We start from the raw sequence: 21,461 nt of genomic DNA on the forward strand, positions 1-21,461 counted from the left end.
TTCAGCTCCCGTCGGCGCGGCGCAGGCGCAGGCGCAGGGTGAGGATCTGGAACGGACGCAGGGTGATGCCGACGGCGCCGTCGGCGGTGAGCGGGGTGTCCTGCCCCAGGGGGCGCTCCAGCAGGTCGGTCGCCTGGGCGCCCGCGAGCGCGAAGCCGGTGCGCAGCACGCCGGTCGCGCGGCCGCCGCCGCACTCGTAGAGGCGGACGACGACGTCGCCGGAGCGGTCGTCGGCGAGCTTGACGGCCTCGACGGTGATCCCGGCCCCGGTCACGGAGACCACCGGCTCGGGGGCGCCGGCCGCGTCCGCCACCCGCAGCGGCAGGTTGAGGGCGTATCCCTCGGCGACGGCGTCCTCGATGGTGGCGCCCGGCAGCAGGGCGTAGGTGAAGCGGTGCCCGCCCTGGTCGGCCTCGGGGTCGGGGATGCGCGGGGCGCGCACGAGGCTGAGGCTGACGCGGGTCGTCGTGCCGCCGTCCTCGCGGACGGTGCGGGTCACGTCGTGGCCGTAGGTCGCGTCGTTGAGGACGGCGACGCCGTAGCCGGGTTCCGCGACATGCACCCAGCGGTGGCCGGAGACCTCGAAACGGGCCGCCTCCCAGCTGGTGTTGGTGTGGGTGGGCCGCTGGACGTGGCCGAACTGGATCTCGGCGGAGGAGTGCGGGGCGCGCACGTCGACCGGGAAGCCCGCCTTGAGGATCTTCTCGGTCTCGTGCCAGTCGATCTCGGTCTCGAAGTCGATCCGCGGGCTGCCGGCCCGCAGCGTGATGGTCTGGGTGAGCGTGGAGCCCTTGCCGAAGGCGCGGGTGACCCGGATCGCGCCGATCAGCGGGTCCTGCTCGACCACGGTCACCGACCGGGCCTCCAGCAGGTCGCGGTAGCGGTTGCGGTAGTGCTTGTCGATGTCCCAGGCGTCCCAGTAGTTGGGCAGGTCGGTGTGGAGCCGGAGCAGGTTGCCCGGTTCGGCGAGGACCTCGCGGCCGGCCCGCAGGTCGAACACGGAGGACAGGGTGCCGTCCTCGGCGACCTCGACCCGGACCAGTCCGTTGTCGAGGACCCGCCCGGAGACCGTCACGGGGTGTTCGGGGTGCAGCGGGGTGAGCGGCGCGCTGCCGCCGGCGGGGACCGCGACGTACGCGGGGGCTCCGCCGGCGGTGCGGACCACCTCGGCGCGGGGATACGGGCTGGTGTTGAAGACCCGGGGCGCTCCCGTCCCCAGGGCCGCGACGGCCTCGGCGGTCAGCGCCTCCAGCTCCTCGGCCACGCGGGCGTATTCGGCCTCGGCCTCGCGGTGCACCCAGGCGATCGAGGAGCCGGGCAGGATGTCGTGGAACTGGTGCAGCAGGACCGTCTTCCACAGCCGGTCCAGCCGCTCGTACGGGTAGCTGTGGCCCGGCGCGTGCAGTGCGGCGGTCGTCGCCCACAACTCGGCCTCGCGCAGCCGGTGTTCGCTGCGCCGGTTGCCCTGCTTGGTGCGGGCCTGGGAGGTGTAGGTGGCGCGGTGCAGCTCCAGGTAGAGCTCGCCGTTCCACACGGGGGCGTCCTCGTACTCGGCGCGGGCCTTGGCGAAGAACGCGTCGGGATGCTCGACGACGACCTTGGGCGAGCCCTCCAGGTCGGCGAGGCGGCGCGCGCGTTCCATGATCTCGCGGGTGGGACCGCCGCCGCCGTCGCCCCAGCCGAAGGGGGCGAGGGAGCGCGTACCGCCGCCCTTCTCGCGGTAGTTGCGGACGGCGAGGGCCATCTCCTCGCCGCTGAAGCGGGCGTTGTAGGTGTCGATCGGCGGGAAGTGGGTGAAGATGCGGGTGCCGTCGATGCCCTCCCACCAGAAGGTGTGGTGGGGGAACTTGTTGGTCTGGTTCCAGGAGATCTTCTGGGTGAGGAACCACTCGTTGCCCGCGAGCTTGGCGAGCTGCGGGTAGGCGGCGGTGTAGCCGAAGGAGTCGGGCAGCCAGACGCCCTTGGTCTCGACGCCGAAGTGCTCGATGAAGAAGCGCTTGCCGTGGATCAGCTGGCGGGCCATGGCCTCGCCGCCGGGCAGGTTGCCGTCGGCCTCCACCCACATGCCGCCGACCGGCACCCACTGCCCCTTCTCGACGGACTCCTTGATGCGGGCCCACACGTGGGGGTAGCTGTCGCGCACCCATTCGTACTGCTGGGCCTGGGAGCAGGCGAAGACGAAGTCGTCGTACTCGTCGGCCAGCGCGGTGACGTTGGAGAAGGTGCGCGAGGTCTTGCGCTTGGTCTCGCGGACGGGCCACAGCCAGGCGGAGTCGATGTGCGCGTGGCCGACGCCGGAGACGGTGTGCGCGCTGGCGTGCGCGGGGCGGGCGAGCACCGGGGCCAGCACCGCGCGCACGGCGCTCGCGCTGGCGGAGACGTCGTCCAGGTCGAGGACGTCCATGGCCCGGTCCAGGGCGTGCAGGATCTCGTGGCGGCGCGGCTCGTGCTCGCCGAGGTGGACCATGAGTTCGCGCAGCACCTGGAGGTCGAGGTCGAGGTGCCAGACCTCCTCGTCCAGGACGGCGAGGTCGGCGCCGCGGAAGGTGTAGAGGGGCGCGTCGCCGGCCGTGAGGATGTCGCCGAGCGGGGTCGGGGCCGCGAAGTCACCGGCCAGGATGTCGGGGTTGGAGGCGGCCTCGACGAGGTAGTGGACCTCCTCGCCGCCCGCGACGGGGTTGCCGACGGGCACGTACTGGTTGAGCGGGTTGACCGCCTTCAGGGGCCTGCCGTCGGGCAGGTGCACCAGGGCCTCGGCCTGGTTGCCGGGCCAGTCCCCCACGAAGCCGAGGTCGATGACGGCCTCGACGCGCCGTCCGGCCCACGCGGCGGGCACCCGGCCGCGCATCCGGAACCAGGTGGTGCCCCAGGGCGGGCCCCACGGGGTGTTCATCGCGAACGGCTCGTAGCGGGCGGCGGCCGCCTCCTCGAAGGGGACCGGCTCGCCCGGCGCCTGCCAGGCCGCGACCTCGAAGGGGACGGTGGCCGCGTAGACGGCGGGCTTGACGCGCTGGTGGTGGACGCGCTCGACGCGTTCCTCGATGCGGCGGCGTTCGTCGTGCATCACGGTCTCCAGGAAGGGCGCGGAAGGGAGGGAGGGAGCGGGGGCGGGGACGGGAGCGGGGCAGGAGCTAGCCGAGGTAGGCGAGGCCGGGGTGGACCCCGGTGTAGCCCTCGACCAGCCTGCGGGCGACGTGCACGGAGTCGACCAGCGGGTGCAGCGCGAAGGCGCGCACCGCGGCGGCCCGGGAGCCGGACTCGGCGGCCGTGAGCACCTCGCGCTCGACCGCCTTCACGGAGCAGACGAGTCCGGTGGCGTGGCCGGGCAGCGGGGACACGGCGAGCGGGTGGGCGCCGTTGGCGTCGACGAGGCAGGGCACCTCGATGACCGCGTCGGTGTCGAGGACGGACAGGGTGGCGCGGTTGCGGACGTTGAGGATCAGCGTGGCGCGCTCGTCGCGGGCGATGGCCCGCATCAGCGCCAGCGCCACCTTCTCGTAGCCGCCGGAGAGGTCGTCGGCCTCCCGCTCGCCCGCGCCCGCGCTCTGCCGGTTCTCGGACATGTAGGTGGCCTCGCGCTCGGCGCGGGTGCGGTCCCAGGCGGCCAGGGCGGAGGCGTCGCCGCGGCCGGCCTCCGCGTAGAAGCGGGCCTGCTGGTCGCGCAGGAAGGCGCCGCGGGTCCGCTCGGCCTCCTGGTAGGCGCGCACGGTCTCGCGGTTGAAGTAGTAGTAGTGCAGGTACTCGTTGGGGACCGCGCCCAGCGAGCGCAGCCAGTCGGCGCCGAAGAGCCTGCCCTCCTCGAAGGAGCCGAGCAGGGCGGGATCGGCGAGCAGCCGCGGGAGTTCGTCGCGGCCGGCGACGTGCAGGCCGCGCACCCAGCCGAGGTGGTTGAGGCCGACGTAGTCGATCCACGCCCCGGCCGGGTCCTGCACGCCGAGCACGCGGGCGATGCGGCGGCCGAGGCCGACCGGTGAGTCGCAGATGCCGATGACGCGGTCGCCCAGGTGGCGGGACATGGCCTCGGTGACCAGTCCGGCGGGGTTGGTGAAGTTGATGACCCAGGCGTCCGGCGCGAGGCGGGCGACCCGCCGGGCGATGTCGACGGCGACGGGGACGGTGCGCAGGCCGTAGGCGATGCCGCCGGCGCCGACCGTCTCCTGGCCGAGGACCCCCTCGGCCAGGGCGATCCGCTCGTCGTCGGCCCGGCCCCGCAGGCCGCCGACGCGGATGGCCGAGAAGACGAAGTCGGCTCCGGTGAGCGCGGTGTCGAGGTCGGTGGTGGCGGTGACCTCGGGGGCGTCGGGCACCCCGGCGGCCTGTTCGGCGAGTACGCGCGTCACCGCGGCGAGCCGGCCGGCGTCGAGGTCGTGCAGCACGACCCGGGTGACGCGGCCCTCGGCGCGGTCGGCGAGCAGGGCCCCGTACACCAGCGGGACGCGGAATCCGCCGCCGCCCAGAATCGTCAGTCTCACGTCTGCACCTCTCCCGCCACCACGACCTCGACGCCCGCCTCCCGCAGGGAGGTCCGCGTCGCGTTCTCGACCGGTTCGTTCGTCACCAGCACGTCCAGTTCCTCGGGACCGCACACCCTGGCCATGCCGTGCCCGGGGAACTTGGCCGCGTCGGCGAGCAGGACGACCCGGTCACCGGCCTTGATCATGGCCCGTTTGACCGGCACCTCCACGACGGTGGTGTCCATGACCTGCCCGCCGGAGCGCACTCCGCTGGTCCCGAGGAAGAGCCAGTCGGCGTGCAGCTGGCGCAGGTTGTCCTCGGTGAGGAAGCCGACCAGGGAGCGGTACTCGCGGCGCACCATGCCGCCGAGCAGCACCAGTTCGATGCCCTCGTCGTCGGCCAGTTCCTCGTAGACGACGAGGTTGCTGGTGATGACGGTGAGGCGGCGGCCGTGCAGCTGGCGGGCCAGCCGGAAGGCGGTGGTGCCGATGTCGAGCAGCACCGACTGCCCGTCCGCGATCAGGCCGGCGGCGTGCGCGGCTATGGCGTCCTTCTCGGGTACGCGCATCTCGGCGACCTCGGCGAAGGGCTGGTCGCCCTCGTCGGCGACGGCGCCGCCGTGCACCCGGGTGAGCAGACCGTCCTCCGCCAGTTTGACCAGGTCGCGCCTGATCGTGGCCGGGCTCACGCCCAGTTGCTCGGAGAGGTCGGTCACGGCCGCGGGGCCACCGGAGCGCAGGGCCCGCAGGATGAGGTGGTGTCGTCGTTCTGCCAGCACGGCGCGAACACTACTCGTCATCTTCAATCATCGCCATGCTCATTTCTGCTCGGGTATTGACCAATCTCGTTTGGGCAGCGCACGATTCCGGTCACCGAAATGAAGAGTTCTGACGAGCCCGCCCAGGCGCCGGGGACCGCCGCGCCCCGCGGGCCCGGGTGCTCCCGAGGAGAGGACGGCGCCGTGGACGACGACCGGCCCGACGTGCTGCTGACCGGGCTGCTCTTCTACGACCTCGTCCTGACGGGGCTCGGGAGGCCGCCCGCGCCGGGTGAGGAGATCTGGACGGGCGGCATGGGCTGCGGCCCCGGCGGCATCGCCAACCTCGCGGTGGCCGCCGCCCGCTTCGGCCTGCGCACCTCGCTGGCCACGGTGTTCGGCGACGACCTGTACGGCGCGTACCTCCGGGACGTGCTCGGCCGCCAGGAGGGCCTGGACCTCACGCGCTCGCGCACCGGGGACGGCTGGCCCACCCCCGTCACCGTCTCCCTCGCGTACGGCTCCGACCGGGCCCTGGTCACCCACGGCCAGGAACCGCCGTACTCGCAGGACGCGCTGATGGCCGACCCGCCCGCGGCGCGCACCGCCCTCGTGCACCTGGAGGCCGAGCCGCGCGCGTGGCTCGCCGGGGCCGCGGCGGGCGGCACCCTGGTCTACGCCGACGTCGGCTGGGACCCCACCCGGCGCTGGTCGACCGATCTGCTGGAGCAGCTGTCCCTGTGCCACGCCTTCCTGCCCAACGAGGCGGAGGCGATGGCGTACACCCGCACCGCGGACGCGCACGCCGCGCTCGGCGCCCTGGCCGAACTGGTGCCGGTCGCCGTCGTCACCCGGGGCGGCGACGGGGCCGTCGCCGTCGACCAGACCACGGGCGAGTACGCCGACGTGCCCGCCCTCGACATCGATGTCCTCGACGCGACCGGCGCCGGCGACGTGTTCGGGGCGAGCTTCGTCGCGGCCTCGCTCGGCGGCTGGCCCCTGGAGGAACGGCTCAGGTTCGCCGTCCTGGCCGCCGGACTGTCCGTACGGCACCACGGCGGCGCCCTGGCCGCGCCCGGCTGGTACGGCGTCGACGCCTGGTGGCGCTCGCTGACCGACCCCGGACTCAGACGCGCGTACGGCTTCCTGGCAGACCGGCTCCCCGCCCGGGTGGGCCCCCCGGTGGCGCATGCCCCCGTGACCCCGCCCGCGTGGCGGAACTGACCTCCCCCACACCCCTGATGCGACGTCCCGAAAAGATCCGAAAGGCGGTGGGGGCTGTGCGGCTCTCACGAAGAGGTGTGCTGCGCGCGGGCCTGGCCGGTACGGCCGCCACGGCGCTCGGCGGCCTGACGACCGGCTGTGCCGTTCCGACCGGCTCGACCGGCCGGAACATGGTCCTGTGGTACTGGAGCGGCGGACTGGGCGACTCGGTCGTCAAGAGCGCCGCGGCACGCTACGAGGACTCGGTGCGGCTGAAGGCCGTCCAGATCGGCGGCTACTACCGCTCCAAGCTGATCACCACGATGGCGGGCAACGCCAACATCCCCGACATCGCCGGGCTCAAGGGCGAGGACATGGCGTCCTACCTGCCGAACTCCGACCAGTTCGTGGACCTCAGGACGCTCGGCGCCGACCGGCTCAAGAGCCGGTACCTGGACTGGAAATGGCAGCAGGCCGTCGCGCCGGACGGCAGTCTCATCGGCTTCCCGATCGACGTCGGACCGGTCGTGCACTACTACCAGCCCGCCGTGTTCGAGCGGGCCGGCCTCGCCTCCGAACCCGCGGACGTCTCCCGTGAACTGAACACCTGGGAGAAGTTCTTCGCGGCGGGCGAGCAGTTGAGGAAGCGGGTACCGGGCACCCGCATCCTGACCGACGTCAACAGCGTCTTCGAGATGTCGATCGGCCAGGGCACCACCCGGTTCGTCGACGAGGACCGCACCTTCATCGGCGACGGCCCGCGGGTGCGCGCCTGCTGGGACCGGGCCGTGGAGGCGAAGCGGCGCGGGATCGTGTCCAACATCGTGACGGGCACGCCCGACTCGATCGCGGCCACCGAGAAGGGCACGCTGCCCAGCCAGCTCAACGCCTCCTGGGCCGCGGGCGACCTCAAGCTCGCCTACCCGAGGACCAAGGGCAGGTGGCGGGTGGCGGCCTGTCCGGGCGGCCCGTCCAACGTCGGCGGCTCCTTCCTGGCGATCACCAGGGCGTGCCGCGAACCGGAACGCGCCTTCGAGATCATCACCTGGATGCTCGACGCGGACAACCAGGCCCGGGGCTTCACCGAGGCGGGCCTGTTCCCCTCGACCCCGGCGTCGTACCGCGCGAAGAGGCTGCGCCAGCCGGACCCGTTCTTCGGCGGCCAGATCACCATGGACGTCTTCGGACCGGCCGCCCAGCAGATCCCGGTCGCCTTCAACAGCCCCTACGACGTCGCCCTCGGGCAGCCGATCAGGGACGAGATCAAGAACGTCGGCGTCCTCGGCAAGGATCCGAAGACCGCCTGGGAGGACGCCATGAAGTCGTGCCGGCGCATCGCCAAGCACCTGGGGGTGAACCTGTGATGGCCGTCGTCGAGCGCACCGCGCCCCCCGCCGCGCGGCAGGTCCCGGCCGGGCCCCGCAAGGGCTGGCGTGCCCACTGGCACCTGTACGCCGCGATCTCGCCCTTCTATCTGCTCTTCCTCGCCTTCGGCCTGATCCCCGTCGGCTTCTCGCTCTACCTCTCCTTCCACCGCTGGGACGGCCTCGGCGCGATGGAGTGGGCGGGTCTGACGCAGTATCAGTACCTGCTGAGCGACAGCGACTTCTGGCAGTCGATCGGGACCACGCTCGTCATCTGGGCGCTGGCCACCTTCCCCATGATCTTCCTGGCCATGGTGACCGCCGTGCTGCTGAACTCGGCGGTGCGCTTCAAGAACGCCTACCGGTTCGCGTACTTCCTTCCCAGCGTCACCTCGGTGGTGGCGGTCGCGATCGTCTTCGGATCGATCTTCTCCACCGACTTCGGGATGGTGAACGCCCTGTTGCAGGCCGTCGGCCTGGACCAGGTGGCCTGGCTCAACACCCCCTGGGGCATCAAGATCGCCATCGCGACCCTGATGACCTGGCAGTGGACCGGCTACAACGCGATCATCTTCCTCGCCGGGCTCCAGACCGTCCCCGGCGACCTGTACGAGGCGGCCCGCATCGACGGCGCCGGCCCCGTGCAGACCTTCTTCCGGGTCACCCTGCCCCTGCTGCGCCCGACGCTGCTGTTCGTGCTCGTCGTCTCCACCGTCACCGGACTCCAGAGCTTCTCCGAGCCGCAGGTGCTGCTCCAGACCACCGCCAACGAGTCGACGTTCGCGGGCGGCCCGGACCGCGCGGGCCAGACCATGGTCCTCTACTTCTTCCAGCAGACCTTCGACAACAACGACTTCGGGTACGGCGCCGCCGTCGCATGGGGCATCTTCCTGGTCGTCGTCCTCTTCTCGATCATCAACTGGCGGCTGGTGCAGCGCCGGGGCGAACAGTAGGAAGGCCGCGGCATGGCATCCATCAAGGGCTCCGGACGCCGGGGCGCGGCCCTGCACGCGTCCCTGATCATCGGCGTACTGCTGTCGGCCTTCCCCTTCTACTGGGCCGTCGTCATGTCGACCCACACCTCCTCGGAGATCTTCTCCTACCCGCCGAAGCTGCTGCCGGGCTCGCACTTCCTCCAGAACGTCCGCAACCTCTTCGACACGATCGACTTCTTCGGGTCGATGGGGAACTCGCTGCTGGTCGCGACGGTCGTGACCGTCCTGGTCCTCTTCTTCGACTCGCTCGCCGCGTTCGTCTTCGCGAAGTTCCCCTTCCCGGGCCGCCGTGTGCTGTTCGGCCTGCTCATGCTGATCTTCATGGTCCCGGCGCAGCTCGCCGCCATCCCGCAGTTCGTGATCATGTCGAAGATCGGCTGGATCGGCTCGATGACCGCGCTGATCGTGCCGGCCGCCGCCAACGCCTTCGGCATCTTCTGGATGCGCCAGTACATGCGCAGCGCCATCCACGACGAACTGCTCGACGCGGCACGGCTGGACGGCGCCCGCTTCCTGCGGCAGTACTGGCACGTGGCGCTGCCGGTCGTCCGGCCCGGTCTCGCCTTCCTCGGCATCTTCACCTTCATGGGCCAGTGGAACGACTACGCCTGGCCGCTGATCGCCCTCACCAACCCCGACAACGTCACCCTCCAGGTCGCGCTGTCGCAGCTCAACGGCACCCGGGGCACCACCGACTACGGCATGGTGATGACCGGCGCCCTCCTCGCGCTGATCCCGCTGCTGATCGTCTTCGCCGTCGGCGCCCGCCAGATCATCGGCGACCTCGCGAAGGGAGCCGTCCGCGGATGACCACCGACCCGCTGCTCGCCCTGCGCCCCTGGGAGGCACCCGAGGTGACCTCCTGGGAGCGGCTGCCCATGAACGCCGTCGACCGGCGCGCCGGGGCACTCCCCCTGGACGGCGACTGGCGCTTCCAGTTGCTGCCCGCTCCGCAGGCGCCGCCCGGCGCCGCCTGGTCCACGGCGTACGTCCCCGGCGCCTGGACCATGCAGGACACCGACGACCTCCCGGCCTACACCAACGTCACGATGCCGTTCCCGGACTTCCCGCCCCGCGCGCCCGCCGCCAACCCGACCGGCGTGTACGAGCGCGAGGTGGAGGTGCCCGCCGACTGGGCCGGGCGCCGGATCGTGCTCCAGGTGGGGGCCGCCGAGAGCGTGCTGCTGGTCCATGTGGACGGGCGGCCGGCCGGCGTCTCCAAGGACTCGCACCTGGCCGCCGAGTTCGACCTGACCGGCCGGGTGCGCCCCGGCTCGCCCGCGACCGTGCGCCTCACGGTCGTGAAGTGGTCGGACGCCTCCCACATCGAGGACCAGGACCAGTGGTGGCACGGCGGGATCACCCGCTCGGTGCTGCTGTACGCGACGGACCCGCTGCATCTCGCGGACGTGAGCGTGCGGGCGGGCCGCGACGGGCGGCTGCGGGTGGACTGCCGGGTCCGGGACGCGGGCGGGGCCCTGCCGGAGGGCTGGTACGTCACCGGCGACCTGGACGGCCTGGCGATCGCCCAGGACACGGACTTCGACCGGGCGAACGCCGAGGACGAGCGCGTCTCCGACTTCCTCGGCGAGGCCCGGCTCGCGGCCACCGTGCCCGGGGTGCGCACGTGGAGCGCGGAGACGCCCGACCTGTACGCCCTGACCGTGCGCCTGCACCGCGCCGACGGCACCGTCGCCGACCTCTCCCGCCACCGCGTCGGCTTCCGGGACGTCGAGGTGGCGGGCCGGGACCTGCTGGTCAACGGGGAGCGGGTGTTCGTGCGGGGCGTGAACCGGCACGACTTCCATCCGCTGACGGGGCGGACGGTGTCCTACGACGACCTGCGCGCCGACCTGGTCCTGCTCAAGCGGTTCGGCTTCAACGCCGTGCGCACCTCCCACTATCCGGCCGACCCGGCGCTGTACGACCTCACCGACGAACTCGGCCTGTACGTCGTCGACGAGGCCGACGTCGAGTCCCACGACCACGCGCACGAGATCGCCGACGACCCGCGCTATCTGAACGCCTTCGTGGACCGCGTCTCGCGCATGGTGCTGCGCGACAAGAACCACCCGTCGGTGCTGATCTGGTCGCTCGGCAACGAGTCCGACTACGGCGCGAACCACGACGCGGCGGCGGGCTGGGTGCGCCGGCACGACCCGACCCGGCCCCTGCAGTACGAGGGCGCGGCCCGCCTCGGCTGGGCCGACCCGGACGTGGCCTCCGACATCGCCTGCCCGATGTACGCGCCGCTGGAGGACTGCGTGGCCCACGCGCGCTCCGGCCGGCAGACGAAGCCGCTCATCCAGTGCGAGTACTCGCACGCCATGGGCAACAGCAACGGCACGCTCGCCGAGCACTGGGCCGCCATCGAGGCCACGCCGGGCCTTCAGGGCGGATTCATCTGGGAGTTCGCCGACCACGGCATCCTCCAGCGGGTGAGCGACGGACGACCGGCCGGGCGCGCGGGCGCCGGGCGCCACGACCGCGGGGTGGCCGCGCCCGGCTACCGGTGGGCGTACGGCGGGGACTTCGGCGAGGCGGTCCACGACGGCGCCTTCATCGCCGACGGCGTGGTGTTCCCCGACCGCACCCCGAAGCCGGTGATGTACGAGCACCGGGAGATCGCGGCGCCGCTGCGCATCGAGAGCCGCCGCCACGAGGGCATCGTGCTCGGCAACCACCAGCATTTCAGGGACCTTTCGTGGCTGGCCGGCGAGTGGCGGCTAGAACTCGCCGACGGCACCGTGCTCACCGCCCCGGCCGAACTGCCCGACCTGCGCCCGGGGGCGACGGCCGCCGTGCCGCTGCCCTTCGAGGTGCCCCGCTCCGGCGGCGAGGCGTGGCTGACGCTGCGGGTGACGGTGGCCGAGGACCAGCCGTGGGCGCCGCGCGGCACGGAGGTGTGTCTGCCGCAGGTGCGGCTGCGCGGGCCGGCCCCGGCCGCGGCGGCGCTCAGGACGGCCGAACGCGTCGAGGTGGACGCCGAAGGTCTGCTGGTGCATCCGCTGCTGACGGCCGCCCCGGTGCTGTCGCTGTGGCGGGCGCCCACCGACAACGACGAACTGGGCGGGATGGCCGGCCGCTGGCGCGGCTGGGGCCTGGACGCACCGGTCCGCACGGTGGTGTCGGTGCGGGAGGAGGCGGGGCGGGTGACGGTGGTGGCCGCGTACACGGCCGCGGCCGGCGTCGTACGGCACCGGCAGGTGCTCACCCCGGTCGAGGGCGGCGTGCGGATCGAGGAGGAGGCCGAACTGCCGGACGTGTTCGACGACGTGGCCCGGGTCGGCACGGTCTTCGAGACGACGGCGGGCCTCGACGTGCTGGACTGGTTCGGTCAGGGCCCCTGGGAGTCGTACCCCGACCGCAGCGCGGGCGCGCCGGTGGGCCACCACCGCGTCGCCGTGGACGCGCTGTTCACCCCGTACCTGCGGCCCCAGGAGAGCGGCGGCCGCTACGGCGTACGGCGGTTCACCCTGTCGGGGAGGGACGCCCCGGGGCTCACGGTGGCCCTGGACGAGCCGCGCCAGGTCTCCGTCACCCGCCACCGCGCCGAGGACCTGACCGCCGCCGCGCACCACGACGCCCTGGTGCCCCGCCCCACCTGCGTGATCCACCTGGACGCGGCCCACCGCGGCCTGGGCACGGCCTCCTGCGGCCCGGACACGTCGGCGGGGTACCTGGTGGGGGCGGGGGTCCACCGGTGGGGGTGGACGCTGGGGGTGGTGTGAGCAGCGGCCCGCTCAGGACCTGTGGGCGGGCGGCAGGCAGGTGTACGCGCGCGCCCGCCGGCATCAGCCGGGCCGGAGGATGAGGCGCCCGGGTGGCACGACTGCTCCTAGTCCGCGGCGAGTTCAAGGGCTCGGGTACCCAGAGCGGTGAAGGACATCCGGGCGTGGGCACCGCGCGACGGCCCGGACTCCCCCGTCCGCAGGGGCCGTTCGGTGCGTTCACGGCCTACGCCGTCACTGACGCGGGTGGCCGGGGCGTGGTGCACGGGTGGGTGCAGCGAGGAGTCGCCAAGCCATCGTCGACGCGATGTCCGTGGCCGCCGCGGGCGTCGCCGGGTCGATACCTCACAGGCGCCTTTCCGCCGCAACCTAGCGCCTGTGGAAGCTTATTGACACTACGTCAGGTTGTTGTGCTGCGTTCCGGGTGCGCCGCCGGTGGGGCGTGGTGGTTGTGCAGGAGTGCCACGTCCAGCAGGAGCCGCACGTGGGCGTCGCCGAGGCTGTAGTAGGCCATGCGCCCTTCGCGGCGGACCCGCACGGCCCGGTGGGCGCGCAACAGCCGCAGGTGGTGCGAGACGGCCGACTCGCCCTGGTGGCAGCGGGCGGCCAGGTCGCGGACGCACAGCTCCTGCTCCCGGAGCACGATGAGGAGCTTCAGCCGGGCCGGGTCGGCCAGCAGTCCGAACACGTCCGCCACATCGGCGATCTCGGCGTCCTCGGGAAGGGATTCGGCCACGGGGCCCGGCGGGTTGGCGCGCGCTGCGTCTTCGGGAATCGCCATGTCGAACACTCCAGTCGAACACTCCGTCAAGTGTGTACTCGTTCAGCTATAGCAGACCCCGTCAGGCCACTGAGCGGCCTTGCGGGTTTCGCCGCACCCCCTGCACACCTGTGTTAAGTCGCCCGGCCGAGGCGGGGAGCGCAAACGGGTTCACCTCCGGATCACCTCAATGAGCTAAACGTCTGAGCAGCTGTTTAGGTGTTGGCGTGACCGAGCAGTCACTTTGCGTGAGATCGAGACTCCGAACGGGGGTCCCGGCTCGGCAACGCGAAGGAGTTCCGCATGAAGCGTCGGATGCCCATCACCCTGGTCACGGCGGCGGCTCTGGCGGCCCTGGCGGCCCCCTCGGCGGCCGTCGCCGCCGACGGCGGCACGGCGGCCGTCCCCCGCCGTGCCGCGGCGACCGACCCGCACAAGGTGAGCGACTGCAAGGCACCGTCGTCCTCCGGCAAGCGCACCCCCGCGAAGCGCACTCCGGCCAAGCACACCCCGGCCACGCACACCCCGGCGAAGCACTCCCCCACGAAGAAGGTCGCCCACATTCCGGCCCGGATCACCTCGCGGGCCGCGCTCAACGTCCGCTCCGGTCCCGGCACCGCCTACAAGGTGATCGCCCACAAGCGCGCGGGCACCTCCCTCGACGTGTCCCGCGCCGTCAACGGCAGCAGCGTCCGCGGCAACAAGCAGTGGTACAAGCTGTCCGACTCGGCCGGCTACGTCTCCGCCCGCTACGTGGCCGCCACCAAGCCGGTGCCGTGGCGGTAGCACGCCCTGCACGACCCGTCCGACGGTGACTGGCCTCCCCTTCCGCCTCCGGCCGGCGGAAGGGGTGACCGTGACCCTGTGAGTTTTCCCCGAAGCAATGGCGTTCAGTCCTGGGCCGGCCCGGTGTGGCCGGGCCGGCCCGGCCAGTGCCCGGGTCACCGGCATCCAGATCCGAGCCGTGGTGCCCCCTCCCCGCGGGCGCCGGCTGATCCGCACAGAAAGGCACGCAGTGGTGCACACGAGCCTGGCGAACCATCCATCACGCAGGGCGCTCCTGACGCTCGCCACCGCCGCTCTCACCGCCGGCGCCACCCCGGCGTGGGCGAGGAGCGGACCCGAGGCGGCCATGTCGGCCGCGTCGCTCGCGGCCCCGGGCAAGCCCTGGCTGGTCGGTGGACGGCTGCTGCACAGCACGGTGTTGCAGTCGTTCGCGTTCGACGAGGAAAACGGCCTGCTGTACGCCCTCCAGGTCGTGCAGGGCGGGGTGCGGCTGAAGGGGGAGCAGCGCACCTACACGCACGCCGAGCGGGTGCGGCGGGGCGACCTGTGTCTGAACCGTCTGACGACGGACGGGCGGCTGACGGGCGCGATGCATCTGCTCGGGTTCGGGCACGGCACGGCGATGGGGGTCGAGGAGACCTCGCGCGCGGCGATGCTCTGGACGGAGTGGGACGCCTCCTCCTCCGGGACCGGCCGCGGTCTGTGCCGCTTCCCCTTCGCGGACGGGCAGGTACTGAGGCGGGACAGCGGCCGGCTCAGCGTGTACCGGCCCGTCCCGGGCTCCAGCGGCAACGCAGTGTCGGTCGATCCGGCGGCCGGCACCCTGCTGCTGCGCTACCGCAAGGCGGGCAGATCGCGCTACCGGCTCTACGACCTGCGGCGGTTCAAGTCCGGTGACTTCACGCCGCGCACCGACTTCGCCCAGCCGGGTACCGAACTCGGGCTGCCGTACCAGGGGTTGGCCCTGCACGGCACCGACGCCTACCAACTGCTGGGCACCGCCTACGGCAACGGCAACACCCCGGCTTCCGGGGGCAACGCCCGCCTGTACCGGATCGACGCGAAGCGGCCGAGCACCGTGCGCCGCGTGCGCGAGACGACGGCGCCGACGCTGCGGCCCCGCGAACCGGAGGGCCTGGCCGTCCTGCGCGGCACGGGCCCGTGGCTGTACCTCGGCTACACCCAGGGCCCGGCCGGCAACCGGGCGTTCTCCCTCTACCGCAAGCCGATCCAGTGAACGGGCACCCGCACGGCGCCCGCCACGCGCCGGTGGACCGACCCCCGCACCGCGCCCGCCGCACGTCGGTGGACCGAAGCCCGCGCCACACCCGCCGCACGGCGGTCGACGGGAGCCCCCGCCGCGCCCCCCGTCCGTCAACGGCCAGGATTCCCCACCCGGTCACCGGTCCGCCGGTGACCGCGACCCCGCGCCCCGTCCCCGGTCCGTCGTCGTCCTGGAGGACCCCGTGACCAACAAGCACAGCGAAGCGCACGCGCCCCTCGCCGGACACCGGCACGCCGGACACCACCACGGTGTGCAGGCCGACGCGGACCGGCGCTACCTCAGCGCGGCGCTGGTCCTCATCACCGCCTTCATGGCCGTCGAAGTGACGGTCGGCCTGCTCGCCCGCTCCCTCGCGCTGATCTCCGACGCCGGTCACATGCTCACCGACGCCGCGGCCATCGTGCTCGCGCTCATCGCGATGCGGCTGGCCGCGCTGCCGCCCCGGGGCGGATACACCTTCGGACTGAAGCGGGCCGAGATCATCTCCGCCCTGGTCAACGGAGTCACCCTGCTGCTGCTCGCCGGGTACTTCGTCGTCGAGGGCGTACGCCGCTTCGTCAGCCCGCCCGAGGTGAACGGCCTGTTCGTGGTCGTCACCGGCGCCATCGGCATCGTGGTCAACGTGATCGCCACCTGGCTGGTGAGCAAGGCCAACCGCGGCAGCCTGAACGTGGAGGGCGCCTTCCAGCATCTGCTCAACGACCTCTACGCCTTCATCTCCACCACCGTCGCCGGGCTGGTCGTCTGGCTCACCGGCTGGACCCGCGCCGACGCGGTGGCCGCCCTGATCGTCGCGGCGCTGATGCTCAAGGCGGGCTGGGGCCTCGTACGCGCTTCCGGCCGGGTCTTCCTGGAGTCCGCGCCGCACGGCCTGGACCCCGAGTCCGCCGGAGCCGAACTCGCCCGCCTGGACGGGGTCGTGGAGGTCCACGACGTCCACGTCTGGGAGATCACCTCGGGGTACGTCGCCGCCTCCGCCCACATCCTGGTCGCCCCGGGCACCTCGCGCGGCGCCGTGCAGTCGGCGGCCCAGCGGCTGCTGCACGACCGCTACGAGATCGCGCACGCCACGCTCCAGATCGAGCGCGTCCCCCCGGTGCCCGGACCGCACTGCGCCGATCCGCACGGCCGCACCTATCCGGGCGCCGCCCTGTCCTGGCCCTGACCACGGTCCGCCCTCGGCGCTGCCGTCCGCGGGCGCCGTCCGCCGCGCCGCGGGGCGGGTGGCCGCGGACCCCGCCCCTCCGTCTGTCACGAGTGTCCTGAAGGAAAGGTTGCAGATGTCCGACTCGGCATCCGCCTGGCTCGCCGCCCTGCCGTCGGCCGGCGGTGTGTGGAGCGCGCTCGCCCTCATGGCCGCCGCCACCGCGGCGGGTGCGCTGCTCGCCCGGCGCAGCAGCGGCCACGCCGCCCTCATCCTGATCCTCTCGGCCGGGATGATGCTGATCACGTCCTTCGTCGATCTCCTGCCGGAGGCCTGGGCGGAGAGCCGCACGGCCGGGATCGCCCCCTGGGTGGTCCTCCTGGTGGCTCCGGCCGGCTATCTGGTCATGACCCTGTTCACGCGCGACGGCTGCGGCTGCGACGGCGAGACGGCGCGCGCCGTACGGGCCCACGCGCCCGGCCGCCACCGCCGGCTGAAGGAGAGCGCGGGAGCGGCCTCGATCGGGTTCGGTGCCGCCACCGCGCTGACCACCCACCGGCTGTTCGAGGGCACGGCGGTGGCGCTCGCCCTGTCACTGCCCGTCGTCCTCACGCTGGCCGTGGCGTCCGCCAGCGACGGCCTGGCCCTGGCCTCCCTGCTCCGCGAGACCAGGCAGCGGCTGGCCCCCTGGCTGGCCGTCGCCTGTGTCAGCCCGGCCGTGGGAGCGCTGATCGCCTCCGTGAGCCCGCTGCCCGCCGCCGTGCTGCCCCTGGCCCTGGCCGCCGTCGCCGGAGTGATCGTCCGTATCGCCGTCATCGGCATCCGACTCGCCGCCCGCAAGCGCCGGAAGGGCCAGCTGACCTCCTGGCACATGGTCACGGCCGCCGCCGCGACCCTCACCATGGGCGCCCTGCTGCTCAGCGCTGCCTGATCCCGCCCCACCACGAGCAACGAGAAAGGCCCGACCCTCATGGGCGACGCGTGCTGCGACGACGACCCCTCTCCCACCGACCCGGTCCCGGTCGACCGCCACCCCCTCGCCGCGGGCGAGGGCAGGCGCCTGCTGACCCCCGACGACGTGCACCACCAGTGGTTCGCCACGGTGCGGCTGCGCGAGGGCTACGACATGGGCGCGGTCGACACCTTCCTGCGCGAGGTGGAGTACACCATCGACCAGTTGTTCAAGCAGACCTCGTCGCTGCGTGAGCAACTCGCAGCCCGGCCCGCGCAGCCGGCAGGCCCGTCGAGCGACAGCGCGGCGATGATCATCACCCACGCGGAGCGCACCGCCCACGAGGCACTGACGGACGCCCGCGCCGAACGGGAACGCATGGTGAAGCAGGCGCGTGCCGAGGCCGAGCGCATCACCCGCGACGCCCAGCTCCAGGCCGAGCGGATCGAGCACGGCGCCCTGAGCCGGTCGCAGGAGCTGCACCAGCACATGAGCGAACGCCATGCCGACCTCCAGGAGCTCAACCGCTCCCGGATGGCGCTCGCCCAGCAACTGGCAGACCTGCGACGCCTGGTGGACGAGTACCGCTCGCAGCTGACCGGCAGCCTGGAGAACCGGCTCGACGACATCGAGCGCCGCGCCGACGAGTACCTGGACCAGGAGGCCGCGCCGCAGCCGTGGTCGAAGCGGCGGCCGCTGGAGACACCGGGCCGCGACGGCACCCAGGTGCCCACCCAGCAGCAGCGGGCCGGATAGTCACGCGCCACCGGACGCCGTCCGGCAGCGGGCCGCACGGCTCTCCGCCCTCGCCTCACCCCGCGGCGGGCCGCACGGCCCCACCCGCGGCCCACCCGGCGGCGGGCCGCACGAGCCCGCCGTCCCGCGCTCCCGCCGAGGGGGCGCCCCGAGACTCCCGCACCGTGCGGGGAACACCACGACACCGAGGAGGACCCATGTCCGAGTCCATCGCCGACTGCCAGGACGGCGACCACACCGGCCACGCTCACCCCGCGGCGACCGGGGACGGGCACCACCACCACACGGACGCGCACGACGAACCCGGCTGCGCCGGCGACGAGGACGCCGGAGCCTGCGCGGACGACGCCTGCGCCTCCTGACCCACGCCCGTGGCGCGGCCCCGCCGACACGGCGGGGCCGCGCCCACGCACGCCCGCCCGCGAGCCGTCGAGGGCCGCGTCCTGCTTCTCCCGCCGCGCCCATGCACGCCCACGCCCGCACGCCCACGCCCCCCCCATCGCCCGCACGCGCGCGGCAAGCCCCCTGCGCAGGCCGGGGCACCGCCCCCGCTCCGGACATCCGGCGCGCTCGGCACATTCCCGTGTTCAAGGGCTGAACTCGCCCGTGGCGCAAGGTAATTCACTGCTTCACCTCTTGACGGCCGCAGTGCCGGGGAGCACATTGGCGACACCCTGAGAGCGCTCTCAGAACGCTCTCGATCCCGTGTCACAGCCGCCCCCACGTTCCCCGACCCCGTTCACCGAGAGGCAGCACCCCCATGAGCGACCCCTCCGGCACCCCCCGCAGACGACACCGCTCCGTCAGACGCGTCCTCGTCGCCGCGCTCGGCACCCTCGGACTGGCGGCGGTCACCGCCCTCGCCTCCGTCCCGGCCGCGGACGCCGCCGCGCCCACGCCCCCCACGGGCTGGACCCAGATCTTCGCCGACGACTTCAACGGCTCCGCGGGCGCCGGTGTGAACACCGCCAACTGGCAGTACGCCACCGGCAAGGGCTACCCCGGCGGCCCCGCCAACTGGGGCACCGGCGAGATCGAGACGATGACGAACAGCACCGACAACGTCTCGCTCGACGGCAACGGCAACCTGCGGATCACCCCGCGCCGGGACGCCTCCGGCAACTGGACCTCCGGCCGCATCGAGACCAACCGCACCGACTTCCAGCCCCCGGCGGGCGGCAAGCTGCGCGTCGAGGCGCGCATCCAGGTCCCCGACGTGACCGGTGCCGCGGCCAAGGGCTACTGGCCGGCGTTCTGGATGCTGGGCGCGCCGTTCCGCGGCAACTACTGGAACTGGCCCGGCGTCGGCGAGCTCGACATCATGGAGAACACCCAGGGCATGAACACGGTGTTCTCGACCATGCACTGCGGCACCTCACCGGGCGGCCCGTGCAACGAGACCAGCGGCATCAGCGGGAACACCACCTGTTCCGGCACGACCTGCCAGGCCGGCTTCCACACCTACCGCATGGAGTGGGACCGCTCCACGAGCGTCGAGGAGATCCGCTTCTACCTCGACGGCAACAACTTCCACACCGTACGCGCGAACCAGGTGGACGCCACGACCTGGGCGAACGCCACCAAGCACGGCTACTTCATCATCCTCAACGTGGCGATGGGCGGCGGCTTCCCGGACGCGTTCGGCGGCGGACCGGACGGCGGGACGCAGCCCGGCCGCTCGATGCTCGTGGACTACGTCCAGGTGCTGACCTCCGGCGGCGGCACCACCCCTCCCCCGACGGGCAGCCGTGACGCCTACAGGGCCATCCAGGCCGAGTCGTTCGACGCCCAGGGCGGGGTGGCCACCGAGTCCACCTCGGACTCGGGCGGTGGACAGAACATCGCGGCCCTGGCCAACGGGGACTGGGCGCAGTACAAGGGCGTCGACTTCGGCTCCTCCACGGCCACGCAGTTCGTCGCCCGGGTGGCGAGCGGCGCGGGGAGTGCCGTCAGCGGCCTGGTCGAGGTGCGCCTGGACAGCCGCAGCAACGCCCCGGTCGGCAGTTTCGCCCTCGGCAACACCGGGGGATGGCAGTCGTGGCGGACGGTCCCGGCGAACATCAGCGGGGTGACCGGCACCCACGACGTCTATCTCACGTTCACCAGCGGCCAGCCGTCCGACTTCGTGAACGTGAACTGGTTCAACTTCGGCCGCTGAGCGGCGCGCGGGAGCAGCGGACAGCGCCCGCGGGGAGGCGGAGGTCTCCCCGCGGGCGTACGGCGTCCCCGCGCGGACGCCCGGCCGAGGGGCCGCTCAGCGGAGCTCGGCGCGGAACACCGCCGGGGTCGTCCCGGTGTGCTGGTGGAAGAACTTGGAGAAGTTCGCGGCGTCCGGGAAGCCGACGGCCGCCCCGACCCGGCCGATGGGCAGATCGGTGTGCGCCAGCAGCCGCTTGGCCTCCAGGACCACCCGCCGGTCGATGAACCCCTTGGGCGTCTGCCCGGTCGCCGCCCGTACCGCGCGCACCAGGGTGCGCCGGGAGTAGCCGAGCTGGTCGGCGTAGGCGCTGACGCTGTGGTTGGCGGCGAATCCCCGCTCCACGGCGTCGCGGAAGAGGGTGAACGCGGTGTCGCCCGGACCGCCCGCCGCCGCCTGGGAGCTGGCGGCGAGATGGGCGAGGCGCAGCAGGAACGCCGTCAGCGAGTGCCGCAGCACCGCGGTGTGCAGGGTCAGCGGGAGGGTGGTGGTGTCCTCGTACTCGCGCCGCAGCTGCCCGAGGGCCGCGCGCAGGGCGGCGAGCTGCGCCCGGTCGGGTCTGAGCAGGGGCGGCAGGTCGTAGCGGTACAGGCCGGTGGACTCGACCGTGGCGCGGGGCAGGAAGCCGGGCTGCATGGTCAGGACGGTGCCGCGGTGGGCGGCGGTGCCGGCGAAGCGGTGGACCTGGCCGGGGCGGATCCACAGCAGCTCGCCCGCGTGCGCCTCGTACTCGGCGAAGTCGATCATGTGGCGTACGGGGCCGTCGCTGAAGAGCATCACGAGGTGGAAGTCGATGCGGTGCACCCGTCCCAGGGGGGCGCCGGAGTACCAGGCGCGGCCGGGGCCCATCGGGCCGACCCGCATGCCGACGCCGAGGACGCTCAGATCCACCGGGAAGGGGAAGGTCCTGATCGCGTCGCCCGCGCCGGGGCCGTCCGCCCCGGACCCGGTGCCGCCCCCGGTGCCGGGTCCTCCTTCGGGCCCGCCGTCCGGGCCCGTTCCGTGCGGGACCCTTGTGTCCGCCATGTCCGTCTCATGCCGCCTCAGTCGTGCGGGGCCGCCGCTCAGCCGTGCGC

17 protein-coding genes are annotated in these 21,461 nt (G+C 73.0%); 12 read left to right on the forward strand and 5 right to left on the reverse strand.

Annotation, left to right across the window (positions count from 1 at the left end):
* Window position 1: 1 nt before the first annotated feature.
* The 3 genes from SZN_RS14610 to SZN_RS14620 all read right to left on the reverse strand — a co-directional run bounded on the left by SZN_RS14610 (window position 2) and on the right by SZN_RS14620 (window position 5,233).
* Window positions 2-3,064: an alpha-mannosidase gene (locus SZN_RS14610; RefSeq protein WP_007495650.1), complete on the reverse strand. Its 3,063-nt coding sequence runs from the start codon at window positions 3,062-3,064 to the stop codon at window positions 2-4.
* Window positions 3,065-3,131: 67 nt separating this feature from the next.
* A complete protein-coding gene (locus tag SZN_RS14615) occupies window positions 3,132-4,472 on the reverse strand; it encodes a 6-phospho-beta-glucosidase (protein WP_007495651.1) in 1,341 nt (446 codons plus the stop codon).
* Complete coding sequence (locus SZN_RS14620) at window positions 4,469-5,233, reverse strand: DeoR/GlpR family DNA-binding transcription regulator (protein ID WP_007495652.1); 765 nt, start codon at window positions 5,231-5,233, stop codon at window positions 4,469-4,471. Before SZN_RS14620 ends, SZN_RS14615 begins: the two co-directional genes overlap by 4 nt.
* A gap of 183 nt (window positions 5,234-5,416) precedes the next feature.
* Between SZN_RS14620 and SZN_RS14625 the strand changes: the two genes are divergently transcribed.
* From SZN_RS14625 to SZN_RS14645, 5 genes are read left to right on the forward strand one after another with little or no spacing between them, the layout of a single operon-like run.
* A complete protein-coding gene (locus tag SZN_RS14625) occupies window positions 5,417-6,436 on the forward strand; it encodes a carbohydrate kinase family protein (protein WP_007495658.1) in 1,020 nt (339 codons plus the stop codon).
* A gap of 56 nt (window positions 6,437-6,492) precedes the next feature.
* Entirely contained in the window at window positions 6,493-7,779 is a 1,287-nt protein-coding gene (locus tag SZN_RS14630) for an extracellular solute-binding protein (RefSeq protein ID WP_043730660.1), read from the forward strand.
* Window positions 7,779-8,732 (forward strand): carbohydrate ABC transporter permease, encoded by a 954-nt coding sequence (locus SZN_RS14635; protein ID WP_007495661.1) that lies wholly within the window; start codon window positions 7,779-7,781, stop codon window positions 8,730-8,732. The genes SZN_RS14630 and SZN_RS14635 overlap by 1 nt, the downstream gene beginning before the upstream one ends.
* Before the next feature lie 12 nt (window positions 8,733-8,744).
* Complete coding sequence (locus SZN_RS14640; protein WP_007495664.1) at window positions 8,745-9,584, forward strand: carbohydrate ABC transporter permease; 840 nt, start codon at window positions 8,745-8,747, stop codon at window positions 9,582-9,584.
* Window positions 9,581-12,505 carry a glycoside hydrolase family 2 TIM barrel-domain containing protein gene (locus SZN_RS14645; protein ID WP_007495666.1) on the forward strand — a complete coding sequence of 975 codons (2,925 nt, stop codon included), beginning with the start codon at window positions 9,581-9,583 and terminating at the stop codon, window positions 12,503-12,505. The genes SZN_RS14640 and SZN_RS14645 overlap by 4 nt, the downstream gene beginning before the upstream one ends.
* Window positions 12,506-12,905: 400 nt before the next feature.
* On the opposite strand, the gene SZN_RS14650 is transcribed toward SZN_RS14645, so the two are convergent.
* Entirely contained in the window at window positions 12,906-13,286 is a 381-nt protein-coding gene (locus SZN_RS14650; RefSeq protein WP_043730678.1) for an ArsR/SmtB family transcription factor, read from the reverse strand.
* Between the two features lie 282 nt (window positions 13,287-13,568).
* Between SZN_RS14650 and SZN_RS37660 the strand changes: the two genes are divergently transcribed.
* From SZN_RS37660 to SZN_RS14680, 7 genes are all read left to right on the forward strand, one after another.
* Window positions 13,569-14,051: an SH3 domain-containing protein gene (locus tag SZN_RS37660; RefSeq protein WP_007495671.1), complete on the forward strand. Its 483-nt coding sequence runs from the start codon at window positions 13,569-13,571 to the stop codon at window positions 14,049-14,051.
* Window positions 14,052-14,280: 229 nt separating this feature from the next.
* Window positions 14,281-15,288 carry a phage baseplate protein gene (locus SZN_RS14660; protein WP_007495673.1) on the forward strand — a complete coding sequence of 336 codons (1,008 nt, stop codon included), beginning with the start codon at window positions 14,281-14,283 and terminating at the stop codon, window positions 15,286-15,288.
* Window positions 15,289-15,517: 229 nt separating this feature from the next.
* Window positions 15,518-16,501 (forward strand): cation diffusion facilitator family transporter, encoded by a 984-nt coding sequence (locus SZN_RS14665; protein ID WP_007495675.1) that lies wholly within the window; start codon window positions 15,518-15,520, stop codon window positions 16,499-16,501.
* 115 nt (window positions 16,502-16,616) lie between these two features.
* On the forward strand, window positions 16,617-17,411 hold the full coding sequence (locus SZN_RS14670; protein ID WP_007495677.1) for a ZIP family metal transporter: 795 nt from the start codon (window positions 16,617-16,619) through the stop codon (window positions 17,409-17,411).
* Window positions 17,412-17,450: 39 nt separating this feature from the next.
* Window positions 17,451-18,188 (forward strand): DivIVA domain-containing protein, encoded by a 738-nt coding sequence (locus SZN_RS14675; RefSeq protein ID WP_007495686.1) that lies wholly within the window; start codon window positions 17,451-17,453, stop codon window positions 18,186-18,188.
* A 197-nt stretch (window positions 18,189-18,385) separates the two neighbouring features.
* Complete coding sequence (locus tag SZN_RS41380; protein WP_007495687.1) at window positions 18,386-18,550, forward strand: hypothetical protein; 165 nt, start codon at window positions 18,386-18,388, stop codon at window positions 18,548-18,550.
* Between the two features lie 398 nt (window positions 18,551-18,948).
* Window positions 18,949-20,346, forward strand: a complete 1,398-nt coding sequence (locus tag SZN_RS14680) for a glycoside hydrolase family 16 protein (protein WP_007495688.1) — start codon at window positions 18,949-18,951, stop codon at window positions 20,344-20,346.
* Window positions 20,347-20,442: 96 nt separating this feature from the next.
* Here the strand turns inward: SZN_RS14680 and SZN_RS14685 are convergent, their stop codons facing one another.
* On the reverse strand, window positions 20,443-21,411 hold the full coding sequence (locus SZN_RS14685; protein WP_007495689.1) for a helix-turn-helix domain-containing protein: 969 nt from the start codon (window positions 21,409-21,411) through the stop codon (window positions 20,443-20,445).
* Window positions 21,412-21,461 lie beyond the last annotated feature (50 nt).

Source organism: Streptomyces zinciresistens K42 (assembly GCF_000225525.1).
GTDB classification, from domain to species: domain Bacteria; phylum Actinomycetota; class Actinomycetes; order Streptomycetales; family Streptomycetaceae; genus Streptomyces; species Streptomyces zinciresistens.